Origin of the sequence: Streptomyces lydicus (assembly GCF_004125265.1) — a bacterium.
Classification (GTDB): Bacteria; Actinomycetota; Actinomycetes; order Streptomycetales; family Streptomycetaceae; genus Streptomyces; species Streptomyces lydicus_C.
The window spans coordinates 4,928,805-4,944,660 of the sequence record NZ_RDTE01000003.1 but is presented as its reverse complement, the minus strand read 5'-3'; the positions used below and the strand labels follow the sequence as shown (position 1 = coordinate 4,944,660).

At 73.7% G+C, this 15,856-nt stretch carries 9 protein-coding genes; 5 read left to right on the top strand and 4 right to left on the bottom strand.

The features are described 5' to 3' along the window. Positions 1-375 precede the first annotated feature (375 nt). The gene (locus tag D9V36_RS24140) at positions 376-936 is read right to left on the bottom strand and encodes a MarR family winged helix-turn-helix transcriptional regulator (protein ID WP_129295608.1); all 561 of its coding nucleotides are present in this window, start codon (positions 934-936) and stop codon (positions 376-378) included. A 189-nt stretch (positions 937-1,125) separates the two neighbouring features. On the opposite strand from D9V36_RS24140, the gene D9V36_RS24135 reads away from it, so the two are divergent. Beyond that, complete coding sequence (locus D9V36_RS24135; protein ID WP_129298652.1) at positions 1,126-2,424, top strand: MFS transporter; 1,299 nt, start codon at positions 1,126-1,128, stop codon at positions 2,422-2,424. Positions 2,425-2,536: 112 nt separating this feature from the next. On the opposite strand, the gene D9V36_RS24130 is transcribed toward D9V36_RS24135, so the two are convergent. Together D9V36_RS24130 and D9V36_RS24125 are read right to left on the bottom strand one after the other, a co-directional pair. Continuing rightward, positions 2,537-4,354, bottom strand: coding sequence for an ATP-binding SpoIIE family protein phosphatase (locus D9V36_RS24130; RefSeq protein WP_129295607.1), 1,818 nt, complete (start codon positions 4,352-4,354; stop codon positions 2,537-2,539). A gap of 308 nt (positions 4,355-4,662) precedes the next feature. After that, positions 4,663-5,988 (bottom strand): NAD(P)/FAD-dependent oxidoreductase, encoded by a 1,326-nt coding sequence (locus D9V36_RS24125; RefSeq protein ID WP_241721347.1) that lies wholly within the window; start codon positions 5,986-5,988, stop codon positions 4,663-4,665. Positions 5,989-6,488: 500 nt separating this feature from the next. Between D9V36_RS24125 and D9V36_RS24120 the strand changes: the two genes are divergently transcribed. Then, entirely contained in the window at positions 6,489-7,493 is a 1,005-nt protein-coding gene (locus tag D9V36_RS24120; RefSeq protein WP_129295606.1) for a TetR/AcrR family transcriptional regulator, read from the top strand. 323 nt (positions 7,494-7,816) lie between these two features. Further along, positions 7,817-9,931: a sigma-70 family RNA polymerase sigma factor gene (locus D9V36_RS24115; RefSeq protein ID WP_129295605.1), complete on the top strand. Its 2,115-nt coding sequence runs from the start codon at positions 7,817-7,819 to the stop codon at positions 9,929-9,931. Between the two features lie 84 nt (positions 9,932-10,015). Here the strand turns inward: D9V36_RS24115 and D9V36_RS24110 are convergent, their stop codons facing one another. After that, on the bottom strand, positions 10,016-12,115 hold the full coding sequence (locus D9V36_RS24110) for an asparagine synthase-related protein (RefSeq protein ID WP_129295604.1): 2,100 nt from the start codon (positions 12,113-12,115) through the stop codon (positions 10,016-10,018). 799 nt (positions 12,116-12,914) lie between these two features. Here D9V36_RS24110 and D9V36_RS24105 point away from each other — a divergent pair. After that, a complete protein-coding gene (locus D9V36_RS24105) occupies positions 12,915-14,363 on the top strand; it encodes an MFS transporter (RefSeq protein ID WP_129295603.1) in 1,449 nt (482 codons plus the stop codon). A gap of 202 nt (positions 14,364-14,565) precedes the next feature. After that, positions 14,566-15,786 (top strand): L-2-hydroxyglutarate oxidase, encoded by a 1,221-nt coding sequence (lhgO, locus tag D9V36_RS24100; RefSeq protein ID WP_206739726.1) that lies wholly within the window; start codon positions 14,566-14,568, stop codon positions 15,784-15,786. Positions 15,787-15,856 lie beyond the last annotated feature (70 nt).

Below are 15,856 nucleotides of genomic sequence, written 5' to 3'. Positions count from 1 at the left end.
CCGTTTCCGTGTCCGGCGCCCTGTTGGAGCGGGTCGGCCGTTCCGCTTTCGCTTTCCGGCCTTTCCGACTCTACCAGACCCGATTTCGTTCCGTTTCCGGTCCGAAGTCGTTTCCGATTCCCCGTCGGAGGGGGGTTTGCCTCGGGTGCGACTTCTTGCGTTGCCGCGCCTTTCGGCGTGATCACTACTTTAGCGGAATTCCTCGTTGACGCATAATCACGTCACGGTCGAATTTCGGCATGCCGAAATTGGTCCCGGTGAGGGGCCGTGCAGTAGTGGTGTGCCGCAGATGCGGCGAATGGTCGCCTCGAACCGTTCCGGCTCTGTGGCAACTCGGAGAACACTACGTATCGGGGAGGCCGGTGTCAACTTGCGTCAGTCGAGGTCACTCAGACGTCCGTCGGCGTCCGGCTGGGCGTCCTCGACACGGCGCAGCAGGCGGGTCAGGACCTGGCCGAGGAGCTGGCGTTCCTCGCCGGAGAGGTCCTGGAGGAGGTCTTCCTCGAAGACCGATGCCAGGCGCATCGCCTCAAGCCACTTCTCGCGGCCCTCGTGGGTGAGCGCGACGATCACGCGGACGCGGTTGGTCTCGTCGCGCTCCCGTGTCACCAGCCCCTCGTTCGCCATGCGGTCGATGCGGTGGGTCATGGCGGCCGGCGTGAGACCGAGGAGCTTGGCGAGTTCGCCGGGGCCCAATTGGTAGGGGGCGCCGGAGACGACGAGGGCCTTGAGGACTTCCCACTCGGCGTTGCTCAGCCCAAGGGTGGCGGTCTGCCTCCCGTAGGCGACGTTCATCCGTCGGTTGAGGCGCTGGAGTGCGGAGACGACCTGCTCCACCTGGGGGTCGAGGTCTTGGAATTCGCGCTGATAGGCCGCGATCTGTTCCTCGAGGCTCGGCTCGGCAGCGTCGGCGGCCGCATCTGAGGGCTCAGGCATGCGGCGCAGTATGACATGGAAGTCATTGGCGTTGAAGTTCTTCGAGGTGTACTCTTCAACTTCGAACTTTAGAGTTGAAGTCTTCAGGGTGAGACTGTCCGGCTCCGGACGGGTCTCGCCCTGGTGTCTGTCCCGGCTCGTGGGTTCGTCCCTCTTATCCGTCTGATGACCTGACCTAGGTAGGTGAGTGTGACCACCGCGATGGGCGCCGCGTTGCGCCGGATCCAGCTCGGGAACGCGCTGAGTGCGTTCGGGAGCGGCTTCACCGTTCCGTATCTGTACGTCTATGTGGCGAAGGTGCGGGATCTCGGCGCGAGCACTGCCGGTGCGGTGCTCGCCCTGCTGGCGGTGGCCGCGCTGGTCGTCCTGCCGCTGACCGGTCGCGCCATCGACCGGCGAGGGCCGCTGCCGGTGGCCGTCGCCGGCACGGTCTCCGCCGCCGTCGGTTCCCTGGGGATCGGGCTGTCCGCCACCGAGCCGCTGGTCATCGCGTCGGCCATCGCGCTCGGTGCCGGGATAGCGGTCATTCAGCCGGCCCTCGCGACCATGATCGTGTGGTGCTCGACGACGCTGACGAGGTCGCGGGCGTTCGCCACCCAGTTCTTCCTGAACAACCTGGGGCTGGGCGTCGGCGGACTGGTCGGCGGACTGCTGGTCGACGAGGCGCATGCGTCGAGCTTCGTGCGGCTGTTCGCCATCGAGGCCGTGATGTTCCTGGTGCTCGGCGCGGCGGTGGCGAGCGTACGGCTGCCGCGGTCGCCGAAGGTCGAGGACGCGGTGCCGACCGAGGAGCGGGCCAAGGGTGCCTGGCGGGCGATGTTCGCCGACCGGCGGATGGTGTGGCTGTGTGTCCTCGGGTTCGTGCTCTTCTTCGCCTGCTACGGACAGTTCGAGTCGGGGCTCGCGGCCTACGCGACCGAGGTCACCCGCATACCGCCGGCCGGCCTGGGCATCGCGCTCGCGGCCAATACGGCGGCGATCGTGGCGGCGCAGTTCGTGGTGCTCAAGCTGGTCGAGCGGCGGCGGCGCAGCCGGGTGATGGCGCTGGTCGGCGTGGTCTGGACGGTGGCGTGGCTGGCCGCCGGGCTGTCCGGGCTGGTGCACGGCGCGCAGGTGGTGGCGACGACGCTGCTGATCTCGACCTATGCGCTGTTCGGTATCGGTGAGTCGATGCTGTCGCCGACGGTGGCTCCGCTGGTGGCCGATCTGGCGCCGGCTTCCCTGATCGGGCAGTACAACTCGGCGTTCGCGCTGGTCAAGCAGCTGGCGTTGGCGCTCGGTCCGGCCGTGGGCGCGCTGATGGTGGGGCACGGGATGTACGGGGCGTACATCGGGATGCTCGTCGTGTGTGCGCTGGGGATCACGGCGTTGTCGCTGTGGCTGGGGCGGATGCTGCGTCCGGCGCAGGACAATCCGCACCGTGCGGTGGCCTCCCTGCCCGCGGCGCGGGTACCGGCCGAGGCGGAAGCCGTGGCCTGCGGGGCCTGAGCCCCGTATCCGGTGCCCGGTGTCCCGTATACCCGGCGCCCGGTGCCGTAAGAGATCCGCGTCTTCATGCCGCCGGCCCCGGTCCGATCGGACCGGGGCCGGCGGCATACGGCTATCCGCGGGGCAGCGCGAATTCGCACCAGACGGCCTTGCCGCCGCCCGGGGTGCGGCGGGAGCCCCAGGACGAGGCGATGGTGGCGACGATGGAGATGCCCCGGCCGGCCTCGTCGGCCGGTTCGGCACGTCGGCGGCGCGGGAGGTGGTCGTCGCCGTCGGTGACCTCGACGATCAGCCGGCGGTCCGTGCGGCGCAGGCGCAGGCGCATGGGCGGGGTGCCGTGCTGGAGGGAGTTGGCGACCAGTTCGCTGGCGGCCAGCACACCGAGGTCGTGCAGCTCGGGCGGGAAACGCCAGGAGGCGAGGACTCCGGAGGCGAAGGCGCGGGCGCGCGGGGCCGCTTCGGTGCCGCCGAGGAGTTCGAGCGCGGCGTTGTGGAACAGCTCGGCGTCATGGCCGGTCCGCTCCGGGTGCTGGATGACGAGGATGGCGACGTCGTCGTCGTGCGCGGCCGTGATGCCCAGGGAGCGCAGCAGGCGGTCGCAGACGATGTCCGGGGCGCCGGCGGCACCGGCGAAGGCGCGTTCCAGGGCCTCGACGCCGTGGTCGATGTCCTTGTCGCGGCGCTCGACCAGGCCGTCGGTGTAGAGGACGGCGCTGCTGCCGGGGCCCAGGGGGACGGATCCGGAGGTGTGCAGCCAGCCGCCGGTACCCAAGGGCGGTCCGGTCGGTTCGGCGGCGCGGATGACCGTGCCGTCCACGTCGCGTACGAGGATGGGCAGATGGCCGGCGGAGGCGTAGACCAGCCGGCCCTCGTTCGGGTCGTGGACGGCGTAGACGCAGGTGGCGATCTGGCTGGCGTCGATCTCGGCGGCCAGGCCATCAAGGAGCTGCAGGACCTCGTGGGGCGGGAGGTCGAGGCGGGCGTAGGCGCGGACGGCGGTGCGCAGCTGGCCCATGACGGCGGCGGCGCGCACCCCGCGGCCCATGACGTCGCCGATGACCAGGGCCGTACGGCCGGCGCCGAGGGTGATGACGTCGTACCAGTCGCCGCCGACCGCGGCGTCCGTGCCGCCGGGCTGGTAGGTGGCCGCGACGCAGAGGTCGTCGGGCTGCTCCAGTTCCTGGGGCAGCAGGGAGCGCTGGAGGGTGACCGCGGCCTCGCGCTGGCGGGCCTCGCTGGCGCGCAGCCGCTCGGCGGACTCGATCTGGTCGGTGACCTCGGCGCCGAAGACCAGGACGCCCTTGTGCGGGGCGACACAGGCGACCTCGGGGTCGGGTGCCGGGCCGCTGGCGGCGACCTCGATCGGGGTGCAGGTGAAGGTGTAGTAGCCGTCGCGGGTGCGGTCGCCGCCCGCGCCGCCGGGGACCTTGCGGGACTTGACCGTCCGCGGTTTGCCGCTGCGCAGCACCTGGTCCATCAGGGGGAGCAGGCCGAGGGCGTCGAGCTCGGGGAGGGCTTCGCGGGCGGTGCGGCCGGCCGGGCGGGGGCCGAAGACGCCGGCGTAGGCGCCGTTGACGTACGCGAGGCGGTGCTCGGGACCGTAGACGACGGCGACGAGGGCGGGGATGGTGCCGAGGATGTCGTGGACCGACAGGGCGTCGACCGTGGGCGGCAGGGCCACGGAGGTGGGTTCCCCGGTGGCCGTGGCTTCGGCGTGCTCGGCGCGGGCCGCGGGGACGGAGCCGGTGGTCGCGGCCGTCGGTGCGGCGGGCGTGCCGTCGTCCGCCGCGGGCACCGCGGACGGCACCGGGGACGCGGCGGGGGGTGCGGCCGGCGTGCCGGACGCGGGGCGGGGCGCGGCGCGGTCGGACCGCGCGGCGGCACGCCGTTGGGTGCCGGGGAATTTGGCGCTCCAGCGCGTGAAGATCACGGAGGGGTACCTCTTACTTCGCGTCGTCGCGCGGGATCGGGCCGTCGGCAGGGTGGGACCGCCCGGCCGGCGGCCGGGGAAAGGTCGGCTGGGGACACTCTCGGCGCCCCTTCGCGGAATGCAGCAAACGTCCAGAATCCTCGTGATTGTCACTCTTTGCAGATACGAGCGCACCCATGGTCACACGTCCAGTGTGGCCGACCGGACGGATATCCGTCAGACGCCCGGGGGCCGACAGGGAGTTCCGCGCTCCGGAACGTCCCGCCACCCGGGGGCCGACGGCACTCACCTCTTCGGGGTACGGCGCGTCAACTGGCCTCGTTGTGCCGTCCGGTGCCCGCGGCGAGTTCGAACTCGGCGCGCGGGTTCTCCAGCGAGCCGAGCGAGACGATCTCGCGTTTGAACAGGCCGGCCAGCGCCCATTCGGCGAGTACCCGTGCCTTGCGGTTGAAGGTCGGCACCCGGCTGAGGTGGTAGGCGCGGTGCATGAACCACGCCGGGTAGCCCTTCAGCTTGCGCCCGTAGACGTGTGCCACGCCCTTGTGCAGGCCGAGTGAGGCCACTGAGCCGGCGTATTTGTGCGCGTAGTCCTGGACCGGGCCGCCGCGTACCACCGCCGCGATGTTCTCGGCGAGCACCTTGGACTGGCGGACGGCGTGCTGCGCGTTGGGGGCGCACAGGGCGCGGGGCTCGTCGGGCTTGGCAGGCGGTGCGGCCGTCAGGTCGGGGACCGCGGCCGCGTCGCCGGCGGACCAGGCATGCTCGACGCCGTCCACCCGGAGCGCGGCGGTGCACCGGAGGCGGCCGTGGGCGTTCAGCGGCAGCCCGGTGGCGGCCAGGATGGGGTGCGGTTTGACACCCGCGGTCCACACCAGGGTCCGGGTCGGGAAGCGGGAGCCGTCGCTGAGCCGGGCGACCCGTTTTTCACAGGACTCCAGCCGGGTCTCCATCCGGACGTCGATATTGCGGGCGCGCAGCTCACGGACGGCGTAACGGCCCATGTCGGGGCCCACTTCGGGCAGGATCCGGTCGGTCGCCTCGACCAGGATCCACTTCATGTCCTCGGGCTGGACGTTGTGGTAGTAGCGGACGGCGTAGCGGGCCATGTCCTCCAGTTCGGCCAGCGCCTCCACGCCCGCGTAACCGCCGCCGACGAAGACGAAGGTGAGCGCGGCGTCGCGGACCGCGGGGTCGCGGGTGGAGGAGGCGATGTCGAGCTGGGCGAGGACGTGGTTGCGCAGTCCGATGGCCTCCTCGACCGTCTTGAAGCCGATGCCGACATCGGCCAGGCCAGGGACCGGCAGGGTGCGTGAGACCGAGCCGGGCGCCAGGACCAGTTCGTCGTACTCGACCTCGACGGCGCCGTTGCCGGTCTCCTCGGCGGCCAAGGTGGTGATGGTGGCCCGGCGCTCTCCGTGGTCGAGGGCGGTGACCTCGCCGATGACGACCTTGCACTGCGGCAGCACCCGGCGCAGCGGTACGACGACATGGCGCGGGGAAATCGAACCGGCCGCGGCCTCGGGCAGGAAGGGCTGGTACGTCATGTACGGCTCGGGGTCGACCACGATGATCTCGACGGTGCCCCGGTGCAGTTCCTGCTTCAGTTTCCGCTGCAGCCGCAGAGCGGTGTACATCCCCACATAGCCACCACCGACAACGAGAATGCGCGTCACGTCGTTCGAGGACACAGTCTTCACAGAGGTTCTCCTCGCGGTGTCGGCCAGGCCCGGGCGGCACCGATCCGGCGGGCGGCCGGCGGCGCGGCCACCCTCGGGAGCTGCGCCCCCGGGTAAAGCACAGCACTGTTCCATGACGCACTGCCGGAGCGGCTTTGTCCACAGGCCCGTCGAAATGTATGACCGGTCGCGGCCCTGGGGACGGAACGGCATATTCCGCGCGTGCGGGCAGAGGTTCCCTGGTCAGGGGGTGGGTGGCGGCGGAGGAGCAGGGTCGCGATCCGGGCGGATCAGACCCCTTGGTCCGATCGGGGGGCGCATTGCACGGAACGCCCCCTTCATTCTTGACCCGGGCTCAACTATGTTCATATGTCGTTGGGGTGCACCCTGTCATCGGTACGCCCTGACTGTCAGGGCGGGGAGTCTCCGGGGGGAGACGTCATTACCGGGGGATCACTATGCACATTCAGGGCTCTCATTGGCAGACCAACGTCGCTGTGGCGCATGCCGCCGACGACGCCGGGAGCGTGAAGGAAAGCAACAACGCGGCCAACGGCACCCACGGCGCCGGCACCGGTTCCGGCAACGGCACAGGTGTGCGGAACGGTGCCCGTACGGCGACGGGGGGCCGGAGCACGCCGCTGCGGGTGGATGCCCAGCGCAATCTGGAACATGTGCTGCGGGCCGCGCGCGAGGTGTTCGGCGAGCTGGGGTACGGCGCGCCCATGGAGGACGTGGCGCGGCGGGCCCGGGTCGGTGTCGGCACGGTCTACCGCCGTTTCCCCAGCAAGGACGTGCTGGTCCGCCGGATAGCCGAGGAAGAGACCGCACGGCTGACGGACCAGGCACGTACGGCCCTGGGCCAGGAGGAGGACGCGTGGTCCGCGCTGTCCCGCTTCCTGCGGACCTCGGTCGCCTCGGGGGCCGGACGGCTGCTGCCGCCGGGCATTCTGCGGGTGAGCGCGGACGCCCACCGGGCCACGGAGCAGGCGGCGGACGGCACGGACGGGCCACGGGTGCCGGACGGGCTGGGCGAGGCCCGGGTCCCGGACGGCCTGAGCGAGGCGCGGGTGCCCCAGCAGCGGATGGCACCCGGCACGGACGGGGTACCGGTCGATCTCCGGCTGGTCGCCGCTCGCGATGCCGCGGAGGGCGGGCAGGGCCCGGCGGGCGGCGCCGCGCCGGCCACTGCCACTGCCGGTGACGTTGACGGTGCCGGTGCCGGTGCCGGTGCCGGTGCCGAAGAGATGGCGGGCGCCGAGGCGTTGCTGGAGGTCGTCGGGCGGCTCGTGGAGCGGGCCAGGACAGCGGGTGAGCTGCGCGCCGATGTGACGGTCGCCGACATTCTGTTAGTGATCGCCACGGGCGCGCCGACGCTGCCCGAACCCAGTCACCAGCAGGCCGCCTCCGCTCGGCTGCTGGAGATTCTGCTGGAGGGGCTGCGTTCACGCCCTGCCGAGTGAGGTCCGGCGGCCGGCGCCGCCGTCGGGTGGGCGCTGCTGGTGGGTTCACCGGGCGGGGCCGGCCGGTTGGACGGTGCCGGTCCGCCGGACGGTGCCGGATGTGACTGCGGAGCCCGTATGCGCCCTTGGGGCGGGTACGGGCTCCGCGCATGTGCGGGGCCGGCCCGCATGCGCGGCGTGGCTTGTACGGGTGAACGTCCGTGCGGTCGTCCGCGTGCGCACCCCGGATGAGTGGATGGCGGTCAGGAGCCTCAACCGCGGGGGTTCGGTGTGGCACTCTGGCGCGGTATTCCGGTGTGACGGCGGCTTCGGGGGCCTCGAAGATGGGTGTTGACGGGCGGGACGGGCGGCGCGACGGCGAGGCCGGGGTGGACGAGACCGGGATGGGCGGGACCGGGATGGGCGGGGCCACGGGCACGCCGTCCGGGCAGCTCCCCGGCCAGGCCGGGCCGTTGGGGGCGAGGGGCCCGGCCGGCGGGTCGGCCGAGCGGCGCGATCGCGCGCGTCGTCCGGCGGGCGCGGGGGCCGGCGTGCCGCCGCAGCGCGGGCGTTCCCACCGGGCGGACCCGGCTGCCGCCCCTGAGGGGGGCGAAATCCCGCCGTCCGACAGCCAGTTGCTCGCCAATCTGCGGGCCGGGGACGACAGTGCGTACGAGGAGCTGTACCGCAGGCACGCCGAGGCGGTCCGGCGCTACGCCCGGAGCTGCTGCCGGGACGCGCACACCGCCGAGGATCTGACCGGTGAGGTCTTCGCGCGCACGCTGCAGGCGGTGCGCGGCGGCGCGGGGCCCGATTCCGCGGTGCGCGCCTATCTGCTGACCACCGTCCGCCGGGTCGCCGCCGCCTGGGCGAAGACGGCGCGGCGGGAGCAACTGGTCGAGGACTTCGCGGTGTTCGCGGTGACCTCGGCCGGGGCACCGGGGGACAAGGAGACCCAGGATCCGGGCGCGGATGTGCGCGCTCTGCACGAGGCCGAGCAGTCGATGGCCGTGCAGGCGTTCCGCAGTCTGCCCGAGCGCTACCAGACGGTGCTGTGGCACACCACGGTCGAGGAGGAGTCGCCCGGCGAGGTCGCCCCGCTGCTCGGGCTGACCGCGAACGCCACCGCCGTACTGGCGCACCGCGCCCGCGAGGGCCTTCGGCAGGCCTATCTGCAGGCGCATGTCAGCCAGTCGCTGACCGCGGGCGGCGACTGCGCACGCTATGCCGACCGGCTCGGCGCCTTCGCCCGTGGTGGGCTGCGGATGCGGGCCGAGCGGGGGCTGCGCAAGCACCTGGAGGCGTGTGCCCGGTGCCGGCTGGCCGCGCTGGAGGTCGAGGACGTCAATCAGCGGATCGGGGCGCTGCTGCCGGTCGCGGTCATCGGCTGGTTCGCCGCGGGGTACGCCGTCAAAGCGGCGGTCGCGGGGGCGGGAGCGGCAGCCGGTGCGGGAGCGGCAGCCGGTGCGGGAGCGGCAGCCGGTGCCGGTGCGGCGGCTGCGGGCGGTGGTGGTTCCGCGGCCACAGGCGGCGGTGGTGCCGGTGCGGCGGGAAGTGCCGGCGGTGTCGGTGGTGCCGGTGGTGCCGGTGGATCCGGTGGATCCGGTGGTGCGGCCGTGGGTGAGGGGCTGGGCGCGGCGGTGAAGGTCGGTCTCGGTGTGGGGGCGACGGTGGTGGCGGGCGCGGTGCTGGCGCTGGCGCTGACCGGTTTGCCGGGGCCCGCGCCGAAGCCGCGGGCCGGGTCAGCGCAGTCGGCCCCGGCCGCGCCGCAGAAGCCGTTGTCCGAGCCGTCGGGCTCGTCGCTGCCGCCGGCGTCCGGCGCCGCACCGGCCCCGAAGCACAGCGCGACACCGGCCCCGAAGTCGCCGCCGACGCAGACATCGCGCCCCGAGCCGGCGCCCGCCCCGTCGCGGACTCCGCAGCGGCCCACGCCCCACCCGGCCCCGCCCTCGGCGCCGGCCCCCGGTCCCAGGCCGCCGAAGGCCACGCCGCCGGAGCCCACACCCCAGCCGCCGCTGCCCGCCCCGACCGCGTACCCGCTGGGCGCGCTGGACCACGACTTCACGGGCGACGGCAGCAAGCCGGAGGTCCGCACCCTCGGCAGCAGCTGGCTGTGGCAGCGGCAGTCCCTGACGATCGCCGGCACCACGTATGCGCAGGGTGCGAGCGTGCACGCGCGCTCCTCGGTGACCATCGACCTCAACCGCCGGTGCACCGCGTACGACGCCGTGGCGGGCATCGACGATCTCGGTATGGGGCTGGGGGCGCTGCGCTTCTCCGTCTATGCGGACGGGGTGCGGCTGTGGCAGTCGGGGGCCGTGCACGGCGGGCAGCGGGCGGTGCCGGTGCATGTCCCGCTGACGGGGCGTACGACGCTGCGGCTGGTGACCGAGCCGGCCTCGCCCATGGCCGTGGTGGCGCTGGGGGACTGGGCGCAGGCGACGATCAGCTGTCGTTGAGGGGCTGGGGGCCGGGGTGACCGCCGACGCTCCGGCTACGGCTGCCGGCTGCCCGCTTCTGGCTGCCAGAAGCCGGCCACCGGCTCAAGCCAACCGCGCGCGAGGAACGACCCCACCCGCGACCGCCTTCTGGCGCGGCGCCCCCGCCCCCGTCCAGCACGTCCCCCGCCGCGCCACCAGCCGCCGCAGCCACAGCTCCGTGGAGACCAGCTCGGTCAGCCCGTCCAACGGCAGCGCCGCCCCCTCCGCCGCCGAGCGCAGCGCCTTGCGGACCACCCGCGCCTCCACCAGCCCCGCATCGGCCAGCAGCGGCGTGTCGAAGAGCTGCACCAGGTCGCCTATGGCGCCGCGCAGCCCGGTGCGTACGGCGGCCGCCTGGGTCAGGTGCGAGGTGGCACCCCAGCCGGGCGGCAGATCCCGTACACCGGCCCCGGCCAGTACGGAGCGCAGGACGGCGGCCCGCGCCCCCGGCTGCACCCGCAGGGTGTCCGGCAGCGCGCGGCAGGCGAGCACCACCTGGTTGTCGAGGAAGGGGGCGTGCAGCCGCTGGCTGCGGATCTCGGCGGCCTGCTCGAAGACGCGGTGGTCCGCGGCCTGACGGGCCAGCGCGGCGCGGGCCCGCCGCTCGCCGGGGTGGCCGGCGGCGGGCGGGCGGAGTGCCGCTTCGCTGAGACGCACCGATACTTCGGCCAGCGCCTCCCCCGTGAGCCAGCGCGCCGCGGGCCCCGGCCCGCACCAGGCGAGCGCGGCCAGCGAGGCGTCCACGGCCCCGCCGGCCACCGGCTCGTCGGCGAACTGCCGCTCCAGCAGGCGCCGCGCCGTATCGGCGAGGCCGGACGGGTACGGCGTACGGGCGAGCCTGCGGGCGGCGCGGTAGACGGTGAAGGGGACGAGGACGGAGTGTGCAAAGGGGCCGTCCGCCTTGGCCAGCGCGGTGACCGGGCGCAGCAGATGGCGCCGGCGGCGGTCCATGAGCAGGTCGGCGAGGCGGGCCGGGTGCGCGTCGAGGACCTGGCGGGCGCCGTGTCCGACGAAGTGGTCCGCGCTGCCGGCCAGCAGGCGTCGGCGGTGGCGGCTCGCGGTGGTGAGGGAGGGACCCGGCTCGTCCGTGAGCGGGCCCGCGCCGAGGTCCGCATACGGAAGGGCCTCTTCGCCGGCCGCGACGACGACATGGTGCAGCCGCGGGTTGTCGGCGAGGGTGCGGGCACGCTCCAACTCGGCGGCGTGGTGGGCCCCTTCGCCCGTGGTGGCACGGTCGTTGAAGGTGACGGCCAGGAGGCGTTCGCCGTGACCGCCCAGCCGTCCGGGCCGGCCGGGGAGACCGGCGGCCAGGAGGGCGAGGGTTCCGGAGGCACTGCCTCCGGAGAGGTCGGCGCCGACGCCGGGGGCCGGTGCCCCGCGCGCCGCGCGTCGCTCGGCGGGCCCCATGCCGGGCACCGGTCCGGGGTCGAGACCGCCGGGCCCGTCCGGGTCGGGGGCGTGCCGGGGCCCGGCCAGCCGTACGCGGACGGCTTCGACCAGGGCGTCGCGGACGCCGTCCACGGCCTGTTCCGGGGCGAGTTGGGGTGCGGCGACGGCGAGCGAGGCGGTCGGCTCGAAGGAGGTGATGTCGCGGGCGCCGCCGCGCAGCACCAGGGCGTGGCCGGGCGGGATCCGGCGGACGCCTTCGTACGGCGTGCCGGCGCCCAGGGCCTCGGGGATGTCCGGGCAGGCCAGCAGCGCGGCCAGGTGGCCGATGTCGAGGCCGGCCTCGACGAGGTCGGCGAGCGGGAGGGCGGCGGTGGCGTAGGCCGTGCCGCCGGCCCAGGGGGCGTGGAAGACGGGCCGGGCGCCGGCCAGGTCGCCGGTGACGGTGATCCGCCGCCCTATCTGGACGACGGCGGTGTAGCTGCCCGGCCAGGTGGTGAGGTGGCGCAGTGCGCCTCCGCGCGCCGCGAACAGGCCCACCCGCAGCTGGTCCTCGGTGGCGCCGCAGACACCGAAGACCGCGAGCCGGGTCTCGGCGTCGGCCTGTACGACGCGGACCTCGTCCGGCCGCCAGTCGCCGACCGCCCAGAGGGGGTCGGGGCCGCCCCACAGGAGCTGGGCGCCCACGGGAAGGACCGCGTGGCCCTCCTCGCCCGCCGTCGTCCCCGGGCCGGCCGGCCCCGTGGCGGCACTGCTCCACCCCACCAACCAGCGCATGGCCGCCTCCACCCGATTCCCCGTGCGCCGGGGCCAACGGCCGCCCCGTACAGCGGATTGCCCGGCTGTCGCCGAGCTGTTGTGGCGACCATGCTGCCATGACAGGGGCGCGCGGGAGGCTCCGGAGCGGGCCTGTATACGGGCAGTTCGCGCCGCGTGCGCCGGTCGAGGGACCGTCGGCGGGTTCCCGGGGGTTTACACAGGCCCCGCAGACGGGGCGCGGACGGGCACGGACGGTGGAGCGCACAGCGGATCGGACAGCGGATCGGACAGGGCGCGGGGACTCCGCCGCGTCGGCCCCGGGAGGCCCCCCGTGTGGCCCCCAGGGCGACCCCCGAGCAGGCGGCGGCGTGAATTCATCACCCATCGATTTTCGGCCAAAGTCCGTACCACACAGCCCAGTTGACGTATGCGGGCATGACGTCAACCGGTGACACGACCGGCCGCGACCGGCCGCCGGCCGCTCTGCGCGACGGCCCGGGAGGCGGGCTGCGCCCCCCGGACCGGACCGCCACCCGCGGGGAATTGAGGTGACGGTATCCCCCAGCCCACTGGATCCAGTGCAGCGGGCCGACCCACGCAGAAGACATGGAAGCGCTCCCGGAAACGGGCGGCCAGCGCGCACGAACGGGCGCACGGGCACACGTACCCGGAGCACATGCCAATTCCCGTACCCCTGTTTGAACACGAATCTCGCCATCCGGGACACCGGCACTTAACGGTCGGGATCCGGCGAACTACTCTGGGTGGACGCATGCCCCGGGGTACCGGGGCGGCCGTCGCTTGTCGAGGGGTGCGCATGTCCAGGGATATACGCGGGCCGAACGAAAAGCTCGGCACTGTTCTCGCCCTCGCGGGTATCAGCAATGCCGGACTGGCACGCCGGGTCAACGACCTCGGTGCGCAGCGCGGACTGACGCTTCGCTATGACAAGACGTCGGTGGCGCGGTGGGTCTCCAAGGGCATGGTGCCGCAGGGCGCCGCGCCCCATCTGATCGCGTCCGCGATCGGCAGCAAGCTCGGCCGGCCGGTTCCGCTGCACGAGATCGGGCTGGCCGACGCGGACCCGGCGCCCGAGGTGGGCCTGGCCTTTCCCCGCGATGTGGGCGCCGCGGTGCGCTCCGCGACCGAGCTGTACCGTCTCGATCTGGCCGGACGGCGGGCGGGCGGCGGCGGTATCTGGCAGAGCCTGGCCGGATCCTTCGCCGTCAGCGCGTACGCCACCCCCGCCTCGCGCTGGCTGATATCCCCGGCCGACAGCTCGGTGGCGCGGGAGGCGGCCGAGGCGCGCGACAAGGACGCCGCGGCGGCCGGCGACGGCGGGGTTCCGCAGCACGTCGGCCACAGCGACGTCAGCAAGCTGCGCGAGGCGGCGGAGGACGCGCGCCGCTGGGACTCCAAATACGGCGGCGGGGACTGGCGTTCGTCGATGGTCCCGGAATGCCTCCGGGTGGACGCGGCCCCGTTGCTCCTCGCCTCGTACAGCGACGAAGTGGGCCGTGCGCTCTTCGGGGCGACCTCCGAACTCACCCGGCTGGCAGGGTGGATGGCCTTCGACACGGGCCAGCAGGAGGCCGCGCAGCGGTACTACATCCAGGCGCTGCGGCTGGCCCGCGCGGCCGCCGACGTCCCCCTGGGCGGCTATGTCCTCGCCTCGATGTCCCTCCAGGCGACCTACCGGGGCTTCGCCGACGAGGGCGTCGACCTCGCCCAGGCCGCCCTGGAGCGCAACCGCGGCCTGGCCACGGCCCGCACCATGAGCTTCTTCCGCCTGGTCGAGGCGCGGGCGCAGGCCAAGGCCGGTGAGGCGCGCGCCTGCGAGGTGGCGCTGAAGGCCTCCGAGGGCTGGCTGGAGCGCTCCCGGAGCGGCGACCCCGACCCCTCGTGGCTGGACTTCTACTCCTACGAACGCTTCGCCGCCGACGCCGCCGAGTGCTACCGCGACCTGCGGCTGCCCCGCCAGGTGCGCCGCTTCACCGAGCAGGCGCTGTCCCGTCCCACCGAGGAGTTCGTCCGCTCGCACGGTCTGCGCCTGGTCGTCTCCGCCGTCGCCGAACTGGAGTCCGGCAATCTGGACGCGGCCTGCGCGGCGGGCACCCGTGCGGTCGAGGTGGCCGGACGGATCTCCTCCGCCCGCACCACCGAGTACGTCCGCGATCTGCTGCACCGCCTGGAGCCGTACGGCGACGAGCCCCGGGTGGTCGAGCTGCGGGAGCGGGCGAGGCCGCTGCTGGCGGCACCGGCTTAAAGCAAGGGCCGTAGGGGAAGGCCGGACGGGGCGGGCCGCGCGGGGGGCCGGACCGGCGGGCGGCAGCGGCCGGACCCCGACCCGTCCGATCGGCATTGTCAGTGCCGGGCGTCATGATGGGATACGTCGTCGGGCGATGCTGCGGATGAGGCGCGGGTCCGCGGCGACGGGCGAGCCCGGGTCATGCGGTTGGGGAGGTGCAGTGGCGGCGTACGACTGCGATGTGCTGGTGATCGGTGCCGGCATCGTCGGACTCTCTACGGCCTACGCACTCACGCGTGCCGCCCCCGGCACCCGCGTCGTGGTCCTGGAGAAGGAGCCGGGCCCGGCCCGTCACCAGACCGGGCGCAACAGCGGCGTCATCCACAGCGGCATCTACTATCCGCCCGGCTCCCTCAAGGCCCGCTTCGCCCTGCAGGGCTCGGCGGAAATGGTGAAGTTCTGCACCGAGCACGACATCCCGCACGAGGTCACCGGCAAGCTGATCGTCGCCACGGACCGCAGCGAGCTGCCGCGACTGCACGGCCTGATCCAGCGCGGCCGCGAACACGGCCTGCCGGTGCGGGAGCTGGGCCCCGCCCAGATAGCCGAGTACGAGCCGGAGGTGGACGGCCTGGCCGCCATCCATGTCGGCACGACCGGCGTCTGCGACTTCGGGGCCGTCGCCCGCCGGTTCGCCCGGCTCGCCGAGGACGCCGGCGCCCGGATCGTCTACGGCACCGAGGTGACGACCATCGGCCGCCGCCCCGGCCGGGTGGCGGTCCGCAGCGCCGACGGGACGGTCCACCGTGCCCGTGCCCTGGTCAACTGCGCCGGTCTGCACTGCGACCGGATCGCCCGGCTGGCCGGCGACGCCCCGGGCATGCGGATCGTCCCTTTCCGCGGCGAGTACTTCACCCTCGCTCCGGAGCGCGCCTCGCTCGTCCGCGGCCTGGTCTACCCGGTCCCCGACCCTGCCTTCCCGTTCCTCGGCGTCCATCTGACCCGCGGTATCGACGGCGCCGTCCACATCGGCCCGAACGCCGTCCCCGCCCTGGCCCGCGAGGGCTACGACTGGCACACGATCCGCCCCGCCGAGCTGGCCGGCACCCTCGCCTACCCCGGCTCCTGGCGGATAGCCCGCCGCCACTGGCGCTACGGCGCCGGCGAACTGCACCGCTCCCTGTCCCGGCCCGCCTTCGCCGACGCGGTCCGCCGCCTGCTGCCGGCCGCCCGCGAGGAGGACCTGGTGCCGTCGCCGGCCGGCGTCCGCGCCCAGGCCGTCCTCCCCGACGGCACCCTCGTCGACGATTTCCTCTTCGCCGAATCCCCCGGCATGATCCACGTCCTCAACGCCCCCTCCCCGGCCGCCACGGCCTCGCTCCCCATCGGGCGGGAGGTGGCACGGCGGGTCATGGGGCTGCTGGGGCGAAGCCGCGCATGACCGAGCGGCGCCCGGGCCTCCTCCCGTGAGCGACACCTCTCGGGCCCCCTCGTGAACTCGTGAACTCGTG

Bases quoted from the DNA above. Each gene is read 5' to 3' on its own strand.
- D9V36_RS24140 (WP_129295608.1), bottom strand. From the start codon at position 936: ATGCCTGAGCCCTCAGATGCGGCCGCCGACGCTGCCGAGCCGAGCCTC.
- D9V36_RS24125 (WP_241721347.1), bottom strand. From the start codon at position 5,988: ATGTACACCGCTCTGCGGCTGCAGCGGAAACTGAAGCAGGAACTGCAC.
- D9V36_RS24120 (WP_129295606.1), top strand. From the start codon at position 6,489: ATGCACATTCAGGGCTCTCATTGGCAGACCAACGTCGCTGTGGCGCAT.
- D9V36_RS24115 (WP_129295605.1), top strand. From the start codon at position 7,817: ATGGGTGTTGACGGGCGGGACGGGCGGCGCGACGGCGAGGCCGGGGTG.
- D9V36_RS24110 (WP_129295604.1), bottom strand. From the start codon at position 12,115: ATGCGCTGGTTGGTGGGGTGGAGCAGTGCCGCCACGGGGCCGGCCGGC.
- D9V36_RS24105 (WP_129295603.1), top strand. From the start codon at position 12,915: ATGTCCAGGGATATACGCGGGCCGAACGAAAAGCTCGGCACTGTTCTC.